The organism is Ascidiimonas aurantiaca (assembly GCF_037646345.1).
Taxonomy (GTDB): Bacteria; Bacteroidota; Bacteroidia; order Flavobacteriales; family Flavobacteriaceae; genus Ascidiimonas; species Ascidiimonas aurantiaca.
Map to the genome: position 1 here is coordinate 462,149 of NZ_JBBEWR010000002.1, position 21,980 is coordinate 484,128.

The window sequence follows — 21,980 nt, forward strand, 5'->3', positions numbered from 1 at the left end:
CTATTTAATTGTAAAGATTACTGATAAGGGTTTTTGCTCATCATTCACTACTTCTTTTAAATCGATCAAATGCAGTTCACTCTCATTAAAGATGTTTATCCAGTTTTCAAATGTTCGTGCATACCAGGTATGTCCATCCTCAAAATTCCCGGGTAACCCTTTCCAGGAATTGTCTATCCATTGTGATTGATAAGGTAGCTGATTTTGAAATAAAAAATAGGGATGCAGGGTTTGAATGACCAGATATCCCTGTTCTGAAATCATTTTCCGGGTTTTCTTCAACAATGTAACCAATCCTTCTTTTTGATACAGACAAAAGTTAAAAACGGCTGCATCAAAAGGTGCATTGGGAACGGTTATATTGTTAATTATATCTTCATAAGTGATATTAAAATAGGGTTCGGGCCCTTTTTCACCGGCACTTTTTAATAATTGTGGAATGGCATCGATACCGGTAGCTTTTTTGCCTATTGCGGTTACGCTTCGTGTTAGCCAGCCTTCTCCACATCCTACATCCAGAATAGTACGTGCCGGAAGGGTTGCTAGTGTTTCTACAATAGCCGTATTGGTGTACTGACGTGATGGAATTTCATCCTGCTCTATAACACGTACCCATTCTTTTGCATTTTTTTTCCAACTTTCTATAATGTGATCTTTTGCTTTCATATATCTTTGATTGAATGAATAGTTACCGGTAGTTTTCCTATGGGATCAAATTTTCCTAAAAGACATTCTGCAGCTGCTTCTTTAAATTCCGGGAAATCCTGATAACAGGAAAGTATGGTATCTACTTCTTTCAGATTTGGAAGAATTCCCAATACATATGGATTTCCAAAAAGGGCCAGTACACAGGTATGAGACCGGAAAATTGTACTTAAGGTATGTAAAATATCATCACTAAAACCGAAATTATTTTGCGGTTTCAGAGAAGGGGGGAACAAAGCAATAATCAATGTATGGTCACTGGGGATACTTTTTAAAAGAACTTCATTTTCATTAGATTTTTCAGTGAATATCCATTCATATTCCGGGGTTTTGTAAGCTGTATTAAGTGTTTTAAAAAAGAAGTTACCGGCATGCTTACCGAAGGAGAGTTTTGTATATTTCTTATGTTTTTGAAAAACAGGGATCTCGGTTGCTGTATTTTTAATGAGGGTAATGCTATTTCTGGCCAGTTTTGATTTTAACCGGGAACTTTCAAAAAGTTCAAACGGCGTACGTAAAGAATGTTTTTTCACGTCTTCCTTCAGGAGCCCCACTTTTTCTTTTAGGGCTAAGATCCTGCTAACGCTTTCATGCAATGATTGTTTATCACTTTTTTGTGCTATCATTTCAATACCGGCTTCTACGTTTTCAGAAAAACAAAGTATATCGTTCCCGGCGTTAAAAGCATTCCATTCCAGAAGCCCTTTTTCTTTGTAAATATCTGAAATGCTGCGCATATTCAGAGCATCTGATATTACCACCCCTTTGAAACCAAGTGTTTCTCGTAAAACTCCTTTAATGATCTCTTCTGAAAGGGTAGCCGGAATAATTTTTCCCATACTTAATGCAGGTACTGCCAAATGCCCGATCATAATACAATCGGCTTTTTCTTCAATTGCTCTGATAAAAGGGACCAGTTCATTAAGCATGAGCTGTTCTTTGGACTTGTGAATAACCGGAAGCCCCAGATGCGAATCTACATGCGTATTCCCGTGTCCCGGGAAGTGCTTAAAGCAACCGGATATTCCAGCTTTTACAAGACCTTTGTAAAACGCAATGGCATTTCTGGAAACGGCATCTTTTTTTTGCCCGAAAGAGCGATATCCGATAACCGGATTGTTTGGATTTTCATTAATGTCGGCTACCGGAGCCAGATTTAAATGAATACCGGATTCTTTAAGGTCACGCCCAATATATTTGGCTGTTTCAAAAATGAGCGTTTCCCGGTTTTCTCCAAGGGCTCCCAGAGAGAGTGCGTACGGGTACTGGGGGGTGTTTTCTATACGCATGGCCAAACCCCATTCGGCATCTATGCTCATTAATAAAGGGGTGGAGGAGATACTTTGATAATGTTCTATGAGTTCTCGTAAACGGTCGTAACTGTATTCATTACGCACTACTTGTTTTTTTCCTTCAAAATTAGTGGCAGCACTTATCCTGCTATGGAAAAAGGTAAGCCCTCCAATGTGATAATCTTTTATAAGGGTTTCTATTCTTTTTACTTCGCTATCATCACCATTTATAAAAGCAGCAGGAAAGAATAACTGACCGGCCTGTTCTTCGAGAGACCATTTGTTTATAAATTTCTGAGTATGTTTTTCTACTATCATAGAGTTACTGTTTGCCGTAATCGTAAGGATAAGAAATATATTTTGTCATGAGTATTCCGGGAACCGCAGCAATTACCACCCAAATAAAGAATCCGGTATATCCCAGGAATTCCTGAATGAACCCGCTTAACATCCCGGGGATCATCATCCCGAGGGCCATAAAACCAGTAGCAATAGCGTAATGAGCAGTTTTGGAAATACCTTCGGAAATATAGATAAGATACATGAGAAAAGCCGTAAACCCGAAACCGTAACCAAATTGTTCTATTACCACTACAGCCGAAGCCATGAATACAGATTCGGGTTGCGCCCACGAAAGAAGCACGTAAAATATATTAGGAATATTTAATGAAAGTATCATGGGCAACATCCATTTACCAAGCCCGTCTCTTGAGATCAGGATACCTCCCATAATACCTCCCAGTGAGAGTGCTATAAGGCCCAGTGTGCCGTATATGGTTCCTACTTCTGCCGTTGAAAGTGCCAAACCTCCCGTTTCTTTAGTATCCAGTAAAAAAGGAGATGCCATTTTTACCAGTTGTGATTCACCGAGCCTGTAGAAGAGTATAAAGGCCAAAGCTGTACCTATTTGTTTCTTTTGAAAAAAGGATAACATTACTTTTAGAAAGCCCTGTTTTTTATCTTTTTCTGTGAGACTTTCAATTTCTTTGGTAGCCAGGAGATTGAAAATGGTCATTATAACCATAAGAATGGCAACACTTACCATGGTATAGGACCAGGCTTTTTGCGGATCTCCATATTGATTTTCAAGTACACCGGCTATTACTACAATAAGCCCCTGCCCGGTTATCATGGCCAGTCTGTAAAAAGTACTTCTTACGCCCAGAAAAAAAGACTGCTTTTTAGGAGGTAACCCAATAAGGTAAAACCCGTCTGCAGCAATATCGTGGGTAGCCGAAGCAAAAGCACTTACCCAAAAACAGGCAAGACTTACAATAAAAAAATAGTTTAATGGGATACTGAGACCTACCCCCAGAAAAGAAAGGGCTATAAGAAACTGCATTCCTAAAAACCATTTGCGTTTAGTGGCAGATATTTCCACCAGCGGACTCCACAGGGGTTTTAATACCCAGGGCAAATACAACCAACTGGTATAAAGCCCGATATCGGCATTCCCTATTCCGAGTTTCTTGTACATAATAACCGATACGTTTATCACAATTACATACGGGAGTCCCTGCGTGAAATAAAGAGCGGGTACCCAAAACCAGGGTTTCATTTTTTTTTGGGAATCACTATTCACTTTTTAGCATGTTTTTGTAAACGCTGTTTTCAGAACCGGGAATGGATATGGCCCCAACCGTTTTTTTGTAATATGCCTCGGGACCAACACCTCCTATAATTCCATAAATATACCCTAAATCGCGCAGCCCCTGAAGGCTTTTTACCAGTAATACTTTGCCAATACCTTTGCCTCGTTCGTTAACCAAAGTACCAGTAGGGCCAAAAAAGGATTTTGCAGTGCATTCATAACAGGAAAATCCGAGTATGGTGTTTTCTCGTTGTGCTACAAAGCAGGTTACCGGTAGTCGGGTAAAAGCTGTTTCAACTTCATTTTTCCAGTAGTCACTGAAATGTTTACCCGCCCATTCTGCCAGTATGGTTTTCTCGGGAGCAATGGGTCTTCTAAAAAGAATACCTTCGTTTTCAAACAACTGTTCTTCGAGCCGGGTAACATCCGGAAGTTCCAGAAGGCGAACTAACATGTCTTTCATAGCTGTATTTTTTTAGAGAAGGTAAGATTCCCGTTTTTTCCTTTTGTAATTTCCATCTGTAACATTTCACTTTCATTGCCATAACGATCTATAAAACAGATACCCCATACCTGCCGTTTTCGTATTTTTTCTTTAGCGATATGAAAGGTATTATTTTTATCTATAGGTGCAATAGATAGTATATATTCAGCACTATTGTCTGATAATTTTTGAGAATTTCCTGCAGAATAGACAAGTATCTTTTTTGTATTTTGAGGTACATTCTCCAGAACAAATGAATATTGAGAAGCAGACTGAAAGCTGGTTTGGATTTCAGGAGAAAACAGTTCAGCAGTTTCTTTTTTTAAGGTGCCGGGTGTGAGCGCGGGACGGGTATAGACTTTTCGCTTAAGATAATTTACGACATCTTCGTGACGATTGATCAGGGATTTGGCACTAAAAAAAATATTTCCGTTAATATTATCGGTAGTACGCGACAATTGTATTTGTTTGGGAATCTGTTTTTTTCGGTTCCATTGCGTGTCGTCATTGTTCCTTATTTTATATGTACCGTTACCTATGTAAATTGGGGTGTTCCATGAATTTTTTGACCACCAGTTTACCAGCTTTCTATGAGAGGCCACTTCATAGTCCATACTCCAATATAATTGGGGTGCCATATAATCTATCCATTGCTTTTGCATCCAGGTAATGGGGTCTGCATACAGATCATCATAGGTGGTTTGTCCTGCCTGGGTATCAGATCCCTTGGGGTCCTTATCAGCATTTCTCCATACCCCAAACGGACTTATCCCAAATTGAACCCAGGGCTTGGAAGATCTAATATATAAGTGTATTTGTTTAATTAGTGTATTCACATTTTCCCGTCGCCAGTCATCAATATTTTGCCCTGGTTGGGCATATTCTTCATAAGCAGCGACATCATTAAACTCTTCTCCCTGAATTTTATAAGGATAAAAGTAATCATCAAAGTGTATGGCATCAATATCATAATTTTCAACCACCTCTTTTATTATATTTAGAATATGTTCCTGCACCTCTGGAAGTCCCGGGTTATAATAATACTTTTTTCCATAGCGTAAAAGCCAGTCGGGGTGAGTATTAAAGTCATGAAATTCACTCAGTATTTCCGTATTGAGATCAAAAGTTGCTCTGTAGGGGTTTAACCAGGCGTGAAACTCCATACCACGCTTATGCGTTTCTTCGATCATCCAGTGAAGCAGAGTAGTGTATTCTTCTCCGGCCTTTCCTTCGGTACCGGTCAAGAAACGAGACCAGGGAGCCAGTTCACTGGGATAGAAAGCATCACCTGCCGTACGTATCTGTACAATGGCAGCATTAAAATGTAAGGATTGGTAGAAGTCCAGTAATTCAAGATAATCTGCTTTCTTTTTTTCAATAGGATCTGAAGGATTTTTGGGCCAGTCAATATTTACTACTGTGGCAACCCAAAACCCTCGAAATTCTGTTTTTGGGGGTACCTGTTTTTTTGTGATACTTCCACAGGCACTTAAAGTAAGGACGAAAAGAATACAGATTTTTTTGTACATAACAATTTTTACACGAATTTAAAAAAAAGACCCACTTAAGGAATTACCGAAAGCAGGTCTTTTTCAACTAAACTAAACTTCAAACTAAAGACTTAAATAGACGGATCGGCAGGCGTATTGGTATTGTTATTTCTTTCTGTTTCCGGATAAGGATAAAAATTACGATTACGCTCATCGGTAAATACTTGTATAGCAGTGCTGGGTTCTGGTCTTCCAAATCTTCTGCTGTCTTCCAGGCTCATGCCTGTGAGAAAAAGCTCAGCTCTACGGTTTTGATATACTTCATCAAGCAACGCATTTACGGTTTGCTCTCCACTGTAGGGATCGATATCTGCATTTATGCCAAAGGCATCATCCGTATCAGTACGTACGGCATTAATTGCTGCAATGGCAGCAGATATATCCGGACTGGCTTTGCGCAAATGCGCTTCTGCAATTATGAGGTTCATTTCATCCGGAAGGTAAAGAGGAATGCTTTCCGTGTCGGTTTGGAAAAAACCTTTCAGGTTTTCAATAGGTAATCCGTTTTGATTATCCTCATCGAGCGGATCCAGATAAAAATCGAGCCTGCCATCATTGGCATCAAACACAAAAGATGCAGGTAAACCAAAGTTGTCACGAGGTTTAAAATTAGAGATATTGTTTTGGAACACACGTGTCCAAATAGGGTTGGGGTTTAGAACATCGTAACTAAACACAGATGTGGAAGACTGATTCACATTACCGGCACTGGTAATGGCAGCATCATAGTTGCCTGCAAAAAGCTGATATCTGGCAAGTATGGCATTGATCGTATTTAAAAGATCGATATTACCTCTCAATATTTCACTATCAAATTCATCTGAAACAGGTGTAGTGGTTATCAGGTCACGAGCTTCGGTTAAAAGGCGAATGGCTTCGTTAAAACCTTCCTGTCGGGAAACAAATGTTGCGTTGTTATCGGGGTTGGTCAATATAATTACCTGTTCATAATTTTGTGACAGGCTGCCTATACTCATGGCCCGGAACAGGTTGGCATACGCGATCAGGCCGCTGGTAGTGCCTTCATCCAGTTGTACATTGGGTGTATTCGCTGCAATGTCTTCTGCAACTCCCATGACACGCATAAGATTCCTCCAGATCCCTATTACATTGGAATTAAAATTAGGAAGGGGTGCCCCTCCGTCCTCTAGCTCAATCATATTTTGGAAGGTGGTGGTAATCCCTGCTTCCCGTGTAGTAATAGCGGGTGTTTCAATAATAAAACGCAGGCCGCTGGTACTATAGATCTGTGACATTCCTATTGTAGCACTAAAAAGCCCTTCACGAGTGTTAAAGACCTCATCTGCAGATGCCGCATTAGGGTTTTCAAAATCTGTTTCGCATGATACGAACGTCAGGATACTTACGAGTATCACTGCTATCCCTTTATATGTTATGTATTTTTTCATGATCATCTACATTAATAAATTAAAAGCTTACGTTTACACCTAGTTGGAAGGTTCTGGGTATGGGTACCGCAGCAAAGTCAAAACCACGCACCCCGTTGCTTTGTCCTGCTGTATTGATCTCAGGATCCCATCCTGAATAATCGTCCCAAGAGATCAGGTTACGACCTACAAAACTTAATTCAAGACTGCTTATAGCACTGTTTTCAGGATAAAAAGTATAGCTTAAAGCCAGTTCTCTTAGTTTTACAAAAGACCCATCTTCCACAAATTCCTCGAAAATGTTAGCCTGAGCGCGTCCAAATCCTTTAGGGCGGTTGCCTAATAGTTCCTGTCCTACATTAGAACCTCCACCAAAAATTACGTTATCCAATAAACGCCGGTTCCAGTTGAATATATCGAATCCCTGTACGGCATCGAACTGCAAACGAAGACGGAAATTTTTATAAGTAAATTCATTGATAAGGGAACCAAACCATTCAGGATTGGGATCTCCCAGAACTTTGGAACTACTACCATCGGGATTGGTACCCTGAAAAGGAAATCCGTCAGCATTCAGCGCAATATCTCCGTTTTCATCGCGGGCATAGAATTGTCTGAAGAATACTCCTAAAGGCTGTCCTTCTATAACAAAGTTGGTAGAAAAACTTTCGGGTAGTGCAAATTGTCCGCCAGGTACGCTGGTAACGATATTTTCGTTACGTGAATATGTAGCGGTAATGGTCCAGTCAAAATCTTCTGTTTTTATGGGAATTGCTCTTAAAAGGATCTCAACCCCTTTATTTTCTAATTCCCCCACATTTTCGATTCGAGTAGTAAATCCAGTAGAAGGTGCCAGTTCTCTCTCCAAAAGCAGGTCGCTTACTTTTTGCTTATAATAGGTAAATTCTAACCCTATACGATTATCCAGAAAACCTGCATCAAAACCAATTTCGGTTTCTGTCTGGCGTTCCGGAGCCAGATTTTCATTTCCCTGTCTTGTATCGGGCACCAAACCACTGGCTCCGTTAATGGCAATAGGATTAAAGACGGCAAAACGGTCAAAAGCGCTAAGAGCGGTAAGGTTTCCAGCTTCTCCCCAGGATGCACGTAGTTTAAAGGAGTTTACGGTACTGCCAAAGGTGTTTTTCCAAAAATCCTCGTCTGAGATCACATAGGAAATACTGGCTTTTCCAAAAAACTGGTTTCTTTCATCTTCTCCAAAAACAGAAGCACCATCATAGCGAATAGCTCCATTGATATATAATTTGTCCTTATACCCAAAAGATTGTTGCAGGAAAGCTCCCCAAAAGGATTCCTGAATTCTAAAATCACCCTGGCCTGTAATGGTTCCGGCACTGGCTACTTTAACAAGCGGAGGAAGTCTGTCTGATTGTATAGCCGTACTCTCTAATTCCTGATATTGCCAGGTACCTCCCAATACGGTGGTAGATTTAATATTTTCGGTAATATCGGTTTTATAACTTATGTTCAAGTCATTATTAAAGAGAAAGTTATTGGCATCAGCTCTACGAGCAAAACCTGTTTGTATCGTAGAAGTATTTCCAGGAGGAATAAATGCGGTTCCCGACTGGTTGAAATAGTCAAAACCAATTTTATAATTTACTGATAATTTATCGGTAATACTTGCGTCAACTCCAAGATTTGTGATCATACGGTTGGTTTTTTGGCCGAACTCAAATCTGGCCACGGCCTCTGCCGGGTTGGTGCGGGGTACCAGCAGGGAGGTGACAGGATATACACCCGAGTCGTCTGGGGCAGGATTTATAGAGTTGTCACTAAACAGGAATCCTGTAATGGCCCCGTAAGCCGAGTTAATACCACCGTTGGGAACATCATCACTTTCACTTCTCACATAGTTAAGCCCTGCATTAAACTTTAGCCAGTCATTGGCCTGTTGATCCAGATTTATTTTAAGGCCGAAGCGCTGAAAACTGGTGTTTTTAACGATCCCTTCATTATCCAGGAAAGAACCGGATATAAAATACTTAGTATCCTCATTTCCGCCGGAAACCGACATAAAGTTTTCAATACCGACCCCGCTGTCAAAAATTTCATCCTGAAGGTCAAAGCGTTGGGTTTCAGTCGTATCGAGATTATTATTATCAAACGGGTCTGCCCATGCCAGCGGTGCTTCGTTGTAGTCTATTTTTTTTCTTAGTTCGTTGATACGAACATTGGTAGTAAATGAAAAGCGGGGTTTTCCTGACTGCCCTCTTTTGGTAAAGATCTGTACCACCCCGTTACTGGCCCGTGAACCATAAATGGCTGCCGCTGCAGCGCCTTTAAGGATCTCTATACGTTCAATATCATTAGGATTAATATCCGCCAGTCTGTTTTGTGCATTTCCACCAAGATCGATAAGCTGTGAACTGGAGTTACTCACTAAAACCCCGTCAATAATATAAAGTGGATCTGAAGAACCGGTTATGGTACTGGCTCCTCTAAGGCGTATGGAGATACCCCCGGCGGGGTCTCCGGAATTCTGCTGAACCAAAGCACCGGCCACTTTACCCGACAAGGCCTGATCTACCGCAATGGCCCCGTTGTTCTGAAGCTCGGATGCCTGAACAGTGGAAATAGCATTTCCCAGCTCCCTTCGACTGGTGTTGCCTGCTGTACCGGTCACAATTACTTCATCAAGATTCAGAAGGTCTTCTGTTAATTGTATATCATTTGTTATTGAGGTGGTACTTCCCAGCGACACTGGTATAGTTCGGGTAGAATACCCCAGGTAGCTTATTTTGAGATTGTAATTACCGGGAGGTACCGATGCCACAAAACTATAGTTACCGTCAAAATCGGTAACAACCCCGAAAGTGGTATTTTCAATAAAAACCGATGCTCCTACAATGGGAAGACCATTAGTTTTATCAGTAACCTTTCCGGTCATTTCATAATCTGAGTTTTGCCCAAAAACAAAACTACCAGTCAGTGATACACAAATTAATAATAGAAATTTGTACACTGACTTTTTTTTCAAAAAGTTATAAGTAATTTTCATGAAATTAAGTTAAAGTTGAATTTCTGCTTCTAGAATTTATACCGCACAAAACCTTCAATGGCTTCATATTCAGGAAGACCCAGTTGGTTGTATTTTCGGGCGGTTTCCTTGTTTCGGTCTTCTGCACGTTGCCAGAATTCGCGTTCATCACTACCAGGAAACATAGCCCTGTCTTTTTGTGATTGGTGTTTAAAAATAGCGTTGCGTTTTCTGTGAAGGTCTTTTGGGCCTATTGGAACTGCCATTTCCATATCAGAAATGTCCCATTCCTGCCAGGCACCTCGATACAGCCATAAATAGGTATCCTTTATCCAACTCACCTTATCCTGTAGAAGCCGGTTAACAGCTTCGTAGATAATTTGAAGGCAGACTCTGTGAGTACCATGGGGATCTGAAAGATCGCCCGCAGCAAATATCTGGTGCGGTTGTATAGTATTAAGCAGGTTATAGGTAATTTGGATATCTTCTTCGCTGTAGGGCTTTTTCTTAACTGTTCCGGTTTCATAAAAAGGAAGGTTAAGAAAATGGGCGTTCTTTTCTTCCACTCCGCAATAACGGCAGGCAGAAAGTGCTTCTCCTTTACGTATGAGACCTTTGAACTGCTGTACTTCAGGCTTGTCAACATCTCCGGGATGTTTGGAATTCAAAAATGCACGAACTTCCTTAGTGAGTTTAGTTATTTCTTTACCGGCAGGGGTGTTTTCTACAATTTCTTTAGTAAAATCTAAAAAACGGATCACTTCATCGTCAAACACAGCGATATTCCCGGAAGTTTGATAGGCAACATGAACTTCATGCCCCTGATCTACCAGTCTGAGGAGCGTACCCCCCATGGAGATGACATCGTCATCTGGGTGCGGACTAAAAATAAGTGCTCTTTTCGGGAATGGAGTTGCTCTTTCGGGCCGGTTACTGTCATCTTCTTTGGGTTTGCCTCCCGGCCAACCCGTAATAGTGCGTTGTAGCTGATTAAATACTCTTAGGTTAATTTCTTCAGCAGAACCAATTTCTGCTACCAGGTTACCCATTCCGTATTCGTTATAATCTTCATTCGTAATTTTCAAAATAGCCTTATTAAGCTTTTCCGAAAGCCATATCACTGCCTTTTTAATAAGCCCGTGCGTCCATTCACACTCTGCTACGAGCCAGGGAGTTTTAATACGCGTTAACTCTGAAGCTGCGGCCTGATCTACAATAAATTCACAATTGTTATGTTTTTGTAGAAAAGAGGCGGGAATAGACTCCTTTATTTCACCTTCAATAGCCTGCTTTACAATATGGGCCTTTCCTTCACCCCAGGCCAGCAAATATATTTTCTTGGCAGCCATGATAGTACCAACTCCCATAGTAATAGCCTTGAAGGGAACATTTTCGGTAGCAAAAAAATCACTGGCTGCATCCAGTCGTGTTACTTTATCCAGGCGAATAAGCCGTGTTTTACTGGTTAATGAAGACCCGGGTTCATTAAACCCTACGTGGCCCGTTCGTCCAATACCCAGTAGTTGTATATCAATACCTCCGTATTGTACTATAAGACTTTCATAGTGGTCACAAAAGGTTTTTACCTGATCAGGAGATAAAGTCCCGTCAGGTATATGTATATTTTTCTTCGGTATATCAACGTGATCAAACAAATGTTCATTCATGAAGCGCACATAGCTTTGTATAGAGTGTGGCTCCATAGGGTAGTATTCATCCAGATTAAAGGTAATTACGTTTTTAAAACTTAAACCTTCCGTTCTATGAAATTGTACAAGGTAGTCATACACTTTGGTGGGGCTCGATCCCGTTGCCAGTCCTAAAACGGCATTTTCACCCCGCATCGCCTTTTCCTTGATCAGATCTGCTATTTTCCTGGCAATGTATTGTGAAGCCATGTCTGAACTTTCATATACATACGTTTCTATGTTTTCAAACTTTTTAGACTCAGGATCAAACTTCATATCGTTTTCGGGTGTTATTATGTTGTTTAACATGCTTACATTTTAATAGATTCAGATATAGAGAACATATTTAAAATCCCTCTCAAAGTAAATTAAAAAAAAATGTATTTGCAATTTTTTGCTGTTTTTTTTGCAAATTTTTTCTATATTAGTTGAAAATATGAAGATAAATTATTGCAAATATTGCAAAAAGTGGAAATTTCTTATTTTGTAGTATTTAAAAAAATATTCTGATTTTTGCAGTAAATAAATTATTCTAAATGCTTAAAGAAGAAAGGCACCAGATTATTCTGAACGAAGTGCATATTCACAACCGTGTACTTTTGCCGGATATTGCAGAGATATTAAATGTTTCCGTAGATACGGTACGAAGGGACGTTAAAGAACTGGATGCTAAAAAAAAGCTTAAAAAAGTACATGGAGGTGCTGTATCTTTAGGGTTTAATATTTATAACTACCGAGAGCAGGATATTTATTTACACAAAAAAAAATCTGCAATAGCTGAAAAGGCCGTTAAATTGCTTAAAGAAGGTAATGTTGTATTAATAAGCGGAGGAACTACTAACCTGGAACTGGCCCGTATGATCCCTCCCAAGTTAAACCTTACTTTTTTTACCCCCAGCCTTCCGGTGGCTATGCAGCTTCTTTCACAACCTAATGCAGAAGTAATATTCCTGGGAGGAAAATTATCAAAAGAAGCTCAAATAGCAGTAGGAGGCAATGTAATTAACACTCTTTCCGATATTAAAACCGATATTTGTTTCCTGGGAACAGGTTATCTTGATCCCGTACACGGACTTACCGAATTTGACTGGGAAGTCGTTCAGATAAAAAAAGCAATGATCAAAGCAGCACGCCGTACCGTTTTATTAACCATATCAGATAAATTACATTCGGTACAGCGCTATAAAACCTGTGATCTGCATGCAATAGATACTCTGGTAACCGAACTGGAACCCGATTCGGAAGCATTGCTTCCATTTAAAAATAACACGATTCATTTTCTTTAAAAGAAAACATGGCAACAAAACACAGAACCATCACAGAAGAACCCTCATTATACGATTCACTGGAATCAATGAAAACCAGTGAAATATTAATGAATATTAATAAAGAAGATAAAAAAGTAGCAGAAGCTGTAGAGAAAACAATACCGGTTATAAGTGGTTTGGTAGATGAAATTACCAAAAGGTTTGGCAAAGGCGGACGCCTTTTTTATATAGGAGCTGGTACCAGCGGGCGCCTGGGTATTCTGGATGCTTCTGAAATACCTCCAACATACGGACTGCCGCACGACCGGGTAATAGGACTTATAGCAGGAGGAGACAGTGCTATCAGAAAAGCAGTAGAGTTTGCCGAAGACGATTTGGAGCAGGCATGGAAAGATCTTATGAAATATAATATTACTGTAAATGATACTGTGATAGGTATTGCTGCTTCAGGAACTACTCCTTATGTTTTAGGAGGAGTGCGGAAAGCCAGAGAAAATGGGATACTTACTGCCTGTATAACCAATAACCCGGGTTCTCCTCTGTCACAGGCAGTTGATCATTCTATTGAAGTAGTTGTAGGCCCGGAATTTATAACCGGAAGTACACGAATGAAAAGTGGAACATCCCAAAAGCTGGTGCTTAATATGATCTCTACCAGTCTTATGATTAAAATAGGAAGAGTACAGGGAAATAAAATGGTGAATATGCAGCTTAACAATAATAAGCTGGTAGATCGTGGCGTACGCTTCATTATGGAAGAGCTACTGGTTTCCAAAGAAGAAGCCCAAGCGCTTCTTACCCGCTATGGTTCCGTAAAAAAAGCCATTACTTCCCGACAGTAATATATTGATCTACTTAATCTATTCACAGACACTATAAAGGGTAGAGGCAGTAAAGCAAATTTTATTATTGATCATTGTTTTAAGGTTGCTCTGTTTCCGGTACAATTCTCAATATACCTTTTCCTTCTACGGCCAGATAAATATATCCGTCAGGGCCCTGTCGTACATCGCGAACCCTGCCAATACCGTCAAATAATCTTTCTGTGTTTTTCACTGTATTCCCTTCTATAGATACTAATTCCAGGTATTGGAAAACCAGTGACCCTACCAACAGTTCGCCATCCCATTTTGGGTACTTATTAGAGTTTACAAAAGCCATACCACTGGGAGCAATAGAGGGAGTCCATTGATACAAAGGATCTTCCATTCCGGGTAAAGAAGTATTTTCAGTAATGGGTGTGCCGTTATAATTAGTGCCAAAAGTGGCGAGGGGCCACCCGTAATTTTCACCTTTTTTAATAATATTTATTTCGTCGCCTCCTCTGGGCCCATGCTCATGAGTCCATATCTCTCCGGTAGCTGGGTGTAGGGCCATTCCCTGGATATTGCGGTGCCCGTAGCTGTATGTAGCCGTTTTAGCGTTGGTTTCATTTACAAAAGGATTATCTGAAGGTATGCGCCCGTCATCATGCAGCCGGTACACTTTACCACCATCGCGCGTGATATCCTGAGGGTTTTCATCCCGGTTTCCCCGATCTCCAATAGAGAAATATACAAAACCATTTCTGTCAAAAATAACTCTGGAACCAAAATGCTGACCGGCAGTAGTATTGGGCACGGCTTTGTATAGTACCTCTACGGATTCTAACCGGTTATTTACAAGTGCAGCTCGTACCAAAGCCGTATTTCCTCCGTTTCCACTTCCTTCATCAGAAGCCAAAGTAAGATATATCAGGTTGTTGGAATCAAAATCAGGGTGAACCGCTACATCTAATAATCCACCCTGACCGCTAAAATATACCGGAGGTACATTTTGGATCTGAATTTTTTCACCATTTTTAAAATGGATGAGGTTTCCGGATTTTTCTGTAAAAAGAAAACTACCATCGGGAAGAAAATCCATTCCCCATGGAATTTCACTAGTAGCAGCCACAGTTTCCAGTGTATAGGTAACTGTGCCATTAGTTGGTGTTTCATTTTTGCTTTCCTGGGCACAGGAAACAAAAACAATGATACCTGAAAGAAAAGTTATGAATTGATTTCTCATGGCAATAAGTTTTATGAAAATTACGAATAAAGCAGTTGAATATCAAAATGCATTTTAATATATACGCAAAGAAACGGGTATTAGATCGTTTCCTTATGCACTCTTTGGTTGATGTCAATGGCAGATAAGATATGAATAATGGTTTAAAGTTTATTTATTCTTTTATAAAACAAGTTGCTATTTTGGGGAGTTTTTATATTTTTGCGTTCCCAAAGTAGATGCCTGAATACGTATTGTAGAAAAGGAGTTATACAAAATCGGGATGTGGCGCAGTTGGTAGCGTACACGCATGGGGTGCGTGTGGTCGCTGGTTCGAGTCCAGTCATCCCGACGAACCACTTTTCAAGTGGTATTAAAGCACTGTTAACTGACTGGTTGACAGTGCTTTTTGTTTTTATTGAATTCATCTGATATCATTTAAAACCAAGTTTTTGGTGTGCAAAAAGGTGAGCACACCGGCACACTGATTGTTGTAGTTTTAGGTATGAACGATTGAGGTCAAGGGCAGTCCGACCAGTAACAATTGTTCAATTTAAAAGATTACAACATGCGGACAGACAGTACTTTAGGAATCAATTTCTTCGTCAGGAAAAAACGCAATGACCCTAACATATACGATATCTATGTTCGTATCACGGTCAAAAAGGAGCGTGCAGAAATCAGTATCAAACGGGACATTCCGGTGTGCAATTGGGACAAAACCCGTGGAAAGGCATTACCGATCAACAGAATATTGGAGGATCTGAACGCATACCTTGATACAGTTTATGGGGAAATCCTCAATGTCCATAGGGAACTGCATATGGAAAGGACATTGATCACGGCAAGATCTATCAAGGCCAGGTATGTCGGGGAGGACGAAGTGAACCACACCCTCTTGGAACTTTTCGAATATCATAATTCCAATATGGTCAATGCCCTAAAGCCCGGGACCATGAAAAACTACTTCTCCACAGAGAAATATTTAAGAGGTTATATCAGCACAAGACTTAAGACAAGTGATGTACCTCTTAATGACCTAAAGCATAAGTTCATTTTGGATTTTGAACATTACATAAAGACATTCAAGCCTAAAAAGAACCGAAAGACCTGTTCCAACAATGGTACCATGAAACATTTGGAGCGCTTGATGAAGGTCACAAGACTTGGGGTAAGACTAGAATGGCTGGACAAGGACCCGTTCAGGAACTTCAAGTTACATTTTGAAAAGTTTGACCGCAATTATCTTACCCAAAGAGAGATTGACCTGATTGACAACACCACTTTCATGAACGTTGGAAGGGAAAGGGTAAAGGATATTTTCCTGTTCAGTTGCTATAGAGGGCTCACCTTTATGGACATCAAACTTCTGACCAGGGACAATATCAGTAAAGGAGTTGACCGAAACTATTGGATATACACTAAAAGGATAAAGACCAACAAATCAGTTAAGATTCCCATGCTCCCAAAAGCGGTGGAAATTATGGAAAAATACGAAAACCTCCCCATTGAAAACAACAGTTTATTGCCTGTTTACAGTAACCAAAAGACCAATGCGTATCTGAAGGAAATAGTGAGGGTCTGTGGAATCCATAAGAATATTTCCTTCCATGTGGCGAGGCACACTTTTGCCACAACCGTTACGCTATCAAACGGGGTCCCGATAGAAACGGTGTCCAAGATGTTGGGACATACCAAATTGTCCACTACCCAGATCTATGCCAGGGTGCTGCAGGAAAAAATCGGGGAGGATATGCAGAGAGTAATGGAGATATATTCCAAAAGCCCAACGAATGGCCTTTTGAGAAAATCAGGAGATGGAGTTGCAATGAAAAACTGATAATATGGAATTTGAATATGAAGATTTTGATCGGATTAAGCAAAAGTCCGAGGGAGACAAAGGCAGAATAGAACTTACCTCAGAGATGTTAGATGACAATGGCTCCATATCTATTGAGCTTAGGGGTAGAGATTCGTCAAAGACGAATTCGAGATGTGTGTCTGTGGACACAATCTCGATTGCTCCCGGTGGTCACAATAAAAAAAAAGAGGTCGTTTAAGGGGAAGACCGAACTGATAAAATTCAGGTGCACGCCCTTTGAAAAGAAACTGCTGAAGAACCGGGCGAAAAGATGCGGACTTACCCTGAGCGAGTATTTCAGAAGGGTGGCTTTTGATAAAAAAGTGACCGAACGCCTTACAGAGGAAGAAATTATCATTTACAGGATGCTGATGAAGTTCCATAATAACTTCAGATCCATTGGTAACATGTACAAGAAGCGGAACCCTCATCTGACTGAAAAGGTATACTGGCTGGCCGATGAGATAAGGGAGCACCTCAAAAAGTTCAGGATATGATTGGTAAGGGAAGGGCCATATCACATACCAAGGCTTCCATGGCCTATGGGTGGAACCAGGAGAAGGATGCCGAAGTCGTGTTCAAACAGGAACTCATTGGCAACAATCCTGAAGAAGTAACCCAGGAATTCAAAATGCTACAGAAACAGAATTACAATTGCAAGAGGAACACCCTTTCCTTTGTCCTTAGTCCCACGATTAAAGATGGACAACGGTTAAAACAGAAAGAACTTGAAAAAATATGCCAAAGGTTCATGGAACGGATGAAACTTGGAAAAAGACAGGCCATTGCCTTTGTTCATAGGGACAAGCAGCATGCTCACATCCATTTATACGTGAATAGAATCGATTACCAAGGAAGAGCGTACAACGACAGCTATATTGGCAAACGGAGCCAGCAGTCGGCCGAAAAAGTGGCGGAGCAACTGCAGCTGACAACGGTTAGGCAGGTGCAAATGGAAAAGGAGTTTTTGCTCAATGATGTCAGGCAGGAGATTAAGAGAAGGCACGTACTTACACTCAAACAATTTTCACCAACGAACTTCAACGACTATATGAAATTTATGGATACCAATAGTGTCAAAGTGATTCCTAGTATCAACAGGGCAGGAAAGCTTCAGGGGTTCCGTTTCGAGTTCGATGGCCACAGCCTAAAGGGCAGCGAGGTGCACCGGAGCATGACGGGTGGCAATATCGGATATATGCTCTATGGGCAATCAAGTAGTATGGTAAAAATAAGGCCAGTGAAGATCTTGGACAAAACAATGCCCATATCCCCCAATTTGATTGCCAGCATTGCCAAAAAAGTAGCCAAACAAGCAATCAAACGCTCAGTTCACCTGGGAATGGGAATCTAAAATATCAGAACTATGGCAACGATGAAAGAATATATGGAAGTGTTGACCTCTGAAATGGAGGCTTTCCGCAGTGACGTTGACAGATTGGAAAAAATCAATGACCAGTTGAAGGATACCGAAGTTTCCATTGATGTAAAGGAGATCAAAGCTCTTTTAAAAGAACACCAGGCCGGACTGGAAAGACAAAGCGAGCAGCAGGAAAGGTTCCATGCAAAAATGGAATCACTTTTTCAAAGGGCCGGCGTTTACCCTAAATGGGCGATTATTGTATTTATATTGGCAATCCTGCTCTCCGTTACCTCATTGGCCTACGTCTACTGGACAAAAGTTACCCAGGAAGAAGATAAAGGGACCACTTCGATTGTAAGCCCCGGTACCAGGGGATAACAAAAAAGGGTCTGTGGACCATTGTTTTTTTTGTTGGTTTGATTCCTTCCTACTGATATGACATTATTTTGGGCATCGTCCCTATTCTTCAATGTTATAAAAATGTAAAGTTTAATACTCTTTTTGTTAAAAGGAGCAAAGGCTAGAAGCTCTAAAAGTATAAAAACCAATAACTTAATCTTAAATTATAGAAAAACCTTAAAAAAATTAAGATTTTTATTCAATCAAAAATAAATTTTTTTTCCTACTTTTATTGTTGCAACCATAAACCAAAAAACCTCATTTTCCCTTTGAAGGCATTATCGGTTTTCTAGTTGGCCTATTTACTTGGGCCAGTGTACTTTTATGGATGTTTTTAATGTTTTCAACCCTAAAAAATATAATATGAGGCATCTTGTTTTCCCTATTTTGTTCTTTTCAATGTCGATTGCCTTTGCACAGGTGACCACGTCTTCATCAGGTAGGGTAAAGGAAATCAAAACGGACTTTGGGTTTGAGCAGATTGATGGGCAATATAACCGAACGGTCTTAAAATCTGGGTGGCTGTCTGAAATCGGAGATTACCTGAGTATCAAACATGGAGGGGGAAACGTAGAGACCTATACCTATGGTCTTAGGATAAGCGATGGACATGGCTTTGATTTTGGAAGGAATGATTTTGCGACCTCTTTTATAAAGGTCAAGACCAATGGCTATGTGGGTATTGGCACTTCAAACCCCCAGTATAAGCTTACGCTTAATGGAGGCAGCTTTTCCATAGGGGATGGGGGCAATGGTATTCCCTTTAAAATATGGGCAGGGAGTAGCGGAACTACAAACCATTTGAGAATAGGATCGGATATCGGCCATTATGGTGATGCAGTAGTAGAGCTCTACCAAAACTATGGGGGAGGAACAGAACAAAATCCAGGCAAATTGGTCGTGAATGGGGATTTGGCCATTGGCACATCCAGACTTGGAGGATACCGACTCTCTGTAAAGGGAAAAATCCGTGCAGAAGAGATTAAGGTCGAAACGGGCTGGGCCGATTATGTCTTTAAAGAAGACTATGACCTACCTACTTTGGAGGAAGTGGAAAAACATATCCAAGAAAAAGGCCATCTGATCAACATACCATCAGCAAAAGAGGTCGAAGAAAATGGTATTCAACTCGGCGAGATGAACAAATTATTATTGGAGAAAATCGAGGAACTCACACTTTACGTTATTGAGTTGAAAAAAGAGATAAACAAATTAAAACAAGATAAAAAATGACAAGAAAATTCCTTTGGATTCTTAGTATTCTATTTGTGCCGCAAGTGATGATTTCCCAAACACATACCAATGCAAGTATAGAAAATGATGTATATGTCAATTACAACACTTACTCCAGTGGATCAACAGGTGATGGTAGAGGGAACCTCATTCTTTTCGGAGATGGCAGCAATGGAGGGGGAAGCTTACAAAGGGTTTGGAGGTTTCTCTAAAGGATTTAGTTGACTTCTAAGATATCACGTCAGTATACCTGAAGTCTTTATAAGATAAATTTGTCTTGCCTAGTAAATCCTTTCTCATTTCTAGAATAATTGTTCCAATAATTTCTCTTCCTTTTTGAGGGTCTGGCTGATTTCCTTGTTCTTCGATTAATAATCGTATTAAGTTATTGATTGATTCAACAACTTCATCAGAGCTGTACAACCAAGATTTATATTGTTCTTCAAAGAATTTTCTCTTTGTTTCTGCAGAAACGGTTGAGCCTACAAAACCCTGTAATGCAATAATCAAATTCGAATATTTTTCTTCCTTGAATTTTAGCATTGCTTCCTTTTGCTTGCCTTTAATGGCAAAAAAAAATGTCAAATAACTACTCAATAAAGCTGTCAATATTGGTAGAATGATTAACAATAAATCTTTAATTTCCATGGTTACTTTTAATTGAGCATAACGGTTTGGCTATGAGTAGTTGCGTTGGTTGGCACATAACCTTGCAAGTACACACCAAGTTGGAAATTCCGAAGGAACTTCCAAAGTAAGCCAGTAGAAGCAATTACTTATAGCCAATGTTAGGCACTGGCTTTATTTCTTTTCTAACTTCTCTAATCTTTTTTGCAAGTCAAGAAGTTTTTTGTTGAGTGATTCTAAGTCCTCAATTTTTTTGGATTGTTCTTTGATTTTCTTTTCTTGTTGAATAGTATAAAGCGTCAATTCCTCAATTTTTTGCAAAAGTTTAGAATTCATTTCACCAAGATAAATACCGTTTTCCTCAACTTCTTTGGCAGAAGGTATGTCTTTTAAATGGCCTTTTTCTTTGATATGGTTTTCTACTTCTTTAAGCGAGGGTAATTTGTAATCATCGTAAAAAACAAAGTCAGACCATCCACTGGCTTCTACCTTAATTTCTCTCGCTCCAATTGATCCTTCTACTGCTAGTTTATGTGTTCCTGTAGTTGTTGTGTTGATGCCTACACTGCCATTGGTTTTTACAATAATTTGACCAATTCCACCACCAGTTTTAATGGCAAAATCCTCATAAGCTGTATTACTGGCATTTCTTGAAGAAATGTAATTAATGTATGTTGGATTTTCAGTAGATGGACCAGCTGCAGCTATATTTAAAGTTCCTTCATTTGTTCGGAACGTAGCAATTGTTTCGTTCCCGCTATTTCTAAATACATCTAATTTACTACTAGGAGAATTTGTACCTAATCCGAGATTTCCGTTTCTTTTTAGCGTCATTCGATCTTCACCTGACATCTGGAATTTAATATCTCCAATTGCTGCTTGGTTATCTAAAATCGCAGTTCCATCATTATTCAAATTCTGACTTATTTCAAGTCGTTGATTGGAAGACTGACTTACCCTAAATGTTCCACCTACTATATCCAGCCTTGCGTTTGGGTTAGATGTTCCAATACCAATATTACCATTTGTTTTGACGAGAAATTGTCCAATTCCGCCTCCGGTTTTAATGGCAAAATCCTCATATGCTGTATTACTGGCATTCCTAGAAGAAATGTAATTGATATAGGTTGGATTTTCAGTTGAAGAGCCAGCTGCCGAAATATTGATTAATCCTTCATCAGTTCTAAAAGTAGCTATGGTTTCATTTCCACTATTTCTGTACACATCCAGTTTGCTGGTTGGTGAGTTTGTGCCAATACCTACTTTATCTCCTGTGTCTGATACTTGAGCATGCGAAAGGGTTTGAATGAAGATTAAAAGAAATACTAAGGTTAATTTATTCATGGGAAAGTTTTCAAGTTAAGGGAAATTGATCATAACGTTCTCGTATAACCGCAGTTACGGGTTTATATGCGTTAATTTTCGGTTTAGCACAGACTTTAGCAATTCCGAGTGGATTCGGACGTAGTCGAATCCGCCGTAATTGCGGTTATACATTGTTA

General features: G+C 39.9%; 19 protein-coding genes and 1 tRNA gene. 9 read left to right on the plus strand and 11 right to left on the minus strand.

Features of this window, described 5'->3' with window-relative positions; genetic code table 11:
• From WAO84_RS04655 to nagB, 8 genes are all read right to left on the minus strand, one after another.
• Window positions 1–666 (minus strand): class I SAM-dependent methyltransferase, encoded by a 666-nt coding sequence (locus WAO84_RS04655; RefSeq protein ID WP_340063928.1) that lies wholly within the window; start codon window positions 664–666, stop codon window positions 1–3.
• Window positions 663–2,315 (minus strand): glycoside hydrolase family 3 protein, encoded by a 1,653-nt coding sequence (locus tag WAO84_RS04660; RefSeq protein ID WP_340063931.1) that lies wholly within the window; start codon window positions 2,313–2,315, stop codon window positions 663–665. The genes WAO84_RS04655 and WAO84_RS04660 overlap by 4 nt, the downstream gene beginning before the upstream one ends.
• 4 nt (window positions 2,316–2,319) lie before the next feature.
• Window positions 2,320–3,555 carry an MFS transporter gene (locus WAO84_RS04665; protein WP_340063932.1) on the minus strand — a complete coding sequence of 412 codons (1,236 nt, stop codon included), beginning with the start codon at window positions 3,553–3,555 and terminating at the stop codon, window positions 2,320–2,322.
• A gap of 16 nt (window positions 3,556–3,571) precedes the next feature.
• Window positions 3,572–4,051, minus strand: coding sequence for a GNAT family N-acetyltransferase (locus WAO84_RS04670; RefSeq protein ID WP_340063933.1), 480 nt, complete (start codon window positions 4,049–4,051; stop codon window positions 3,572–3,574).
• Window positions 4,048–5,601, minus strand: coding sequence for a glycoside hydrolase family 10-like protein (locus WAO84_RS04675; RefSeq protein ID WP_340063934.1), 1,554 nt, complete (start codon window positions 5,599–5,601; stop codon window positions 4,048–4,050). The genes WAO84_RS04670 and WAO84_RS04675 overlap by 4 nt, the downstream gene beginning before the upstream one ends.
• A gap of 92 nt (window positions 5,602–5,693) precedes the next feature.
• The gene (locus WAO84_RS04680) at window positions 5,694–7,031 is read right to left on the minus strand and encodes a RagB/SusD family nutrient uptake outer membrane protein (protein ID WP_340063936.1); all 1,338 of its coding nucleotides are present in this window, start codon (window positions 7,029–7,031) and stop codon (window positions 5,694–5,696) included.
• Between the two features lie 19 nt (window positions 7,032–7,050).
• Window positions 7,051–9,921 (minus strand): SusC/RagA family TonB-linked outer membrane protein, encoded by a 2,871-nt coding sequence (locus WAO84_RS04685; protein WP_340063939.1) that lies wholly within the window; start codon window positions 9,919–9,921, stop codon window positions 7,051–7,053.
• A gap of 140 nt (window positions 9,922–10,061) precedes the next feature.
• A complete protein-coding gene (gene nagB, locus WAO84_RS04690) occupies window positions 10,062–12,008 on the minus strand; it encodes a glucosamine-6-phosphate deaminase (protein WP_340063941.1) in 1,947 nt (648 codons plus the stop codon).
• A 227-nt stretch (window positions 12,009–12,235) separates the two neighbouring features.
• Between nagB and WAO84_RS04695 the strand changes: the two genes are divergently transcribed.
• Window positions 12,236–12,985, plus strand: coding sequence for a DeoR/GlpR family DNA-binding transcription regulator (locus WAO84_RS04695; protein ID WP_340063944.1), 750 nt, complete (start codon window positions 12,236–12,238; stop codon window positions 12,983–12,985).
• Window positions 12,986–12,993: 8 nt separating this feature from the next.
• Window positions 12,994–13,809, plus strand: a complete 816-nt coding sequence (gene murQ / locus WAO84_RS04700; RefSeq protein ID WP_340063946.1) for an N-acetylmuramic acid 6-phosphate etherase — start codon at window positions 12,994–12,996, stop codon at window positions 13,807–13,809.
• Between the two features lie 79 nt (window positions 13,810–13,888).
• On the opposite strand, the gene WAO84_RS04705 is transcribed toward murQ, so the two are convergent.
• The gene (locus WAO84_RS04705; protein WP_340063947.1) at window positions 13,889–15,016 is read right to left on the minus strand and encodes a PQQ-dependent sugar dehydrogenase; all 1,128 of its coding nucleotides are present in this window, start codon (window positions 15,014–15,016) and stop codon (window positions 13,889–13,891) included.
• Window positions 15,017–15,274: 258 nt separating this feature from the next.
• On the opposite strand from WAO84_RS04705, the gene WAO84_RS04710 reads away from it, so the two are divergent.
• From WAO84_RS04710 to WAO84_RS04740, 7 genes are all read left to right on the plus strand, one after another.
• A tRNA-Pro gene (locus tag WAO84_RS04710) sits at window positions 15,275–15,347 on the plus strand.
• Window positions 15,348–15,563: 216 nt separating this feature from the next.
• On the plus strand, window positions 15,564–16,835 hold the full coding sequence (locus WAO84_RS04715) for a site-specific integrase (RefSeq protein ID WP_340063948.1): 1,272 nt from the start codon (window positions 15,564–15,566) through the stop codon (window positions 16,833–16,835).
• A 188-nt stretch (window positions 16,836–17,023) separates the two neighbouring features.
• A complete protein-coding gene (gene mbpA / locus WAO84_RS04720; RefSeq protein ID WP_340063949.1) occupies window positions 17,024–17,353 on the plus strand; it encodes a mobilization protein MbpA in 330 nt (109 codons plus the stop codon).
• Entirely contained in the window at window positions 17,350–18,210 is an 861-nt protein-coding gene (locus tag WAO84_RS04725) for a relaxase/mobilization nuclease domain-containing protein (RefSeq protein WP_340063950.1), read from the plus strand. The genes mbpA and WAO84_RS04725 overlap by 4 nt, the downstream gene beginning before the upstream one ends.
• 12 nt (window positions 18,211–18,222) lie before the next feature.
• Window positions 18,223–18,597 carry a DUF6730 family protein gene (locus WAO84_RS04730; protein WP_340063952.1) on the plus strand — a complete coding sequence of 125 codons (375 nt, stop codon included), beginning with the start codon at window positions 18,223–18,225 and terminating at the stop codon, window positions 18,595–18,597.
• Between the two features lie 384 nt (window positions 18,598–18,981).
• Window positions 18,982–19,851, plus strand: coding sequence for a hypothetical protein (locus WAO84_RS04735; protein WP_340063954.1), 870 nt, complete (start codon window positions 18,982–18,984; stop codon window positions 19,849–19,851).
• The gene (locus WAO84_RS04740; RefSeq protein WP_340063957.1) at window positions 19,848–20,063 is read left to right on the plus strand and encodes a hypothetical protein; all 216 of its coding nucleotides are present in this window, start codon (window positions 19,848–19,850) and stop codon (window positions 20,061–20,063) included. The genes WAO84_RS04735 and WAO84_RS04740 overlap by 4 nt, the downstream gene beginning before the upstream one ends.
• Window positions 20,064–20,079: 16 nt before the next feature.
• Here the strand turns inward: WAO84_RS04740 and WAO84_RS04745 are convergent, their stop codons facing one another.
• Together WAO84_RS04745 and WAO84_RS04750 are read right to left on the minus strand one after the other, a co-directional pair.
• Entirely contained in the window at window positions 20,080–20,499 is a 420-nt protein-coding gene (locus tag WAO84_RS04745) for a hypothetical protein (protein WP_340063959.1), read from the minus strand.
• Window positions 20,500–20,652: 153 nt separating this feature from the next.
• Window positions 20,653–21,822, minus strand: coding sequence for a hypothetical protein (locus WAO84_RS04750; protein ID WP_340063962.1), 1,170 nt, complete (start codon window positions 21,820–21,822; stop codon window positions 20,653–20,655).
• Window positions 21,823–21,980 lie beyond the last annotated feature (158 nt).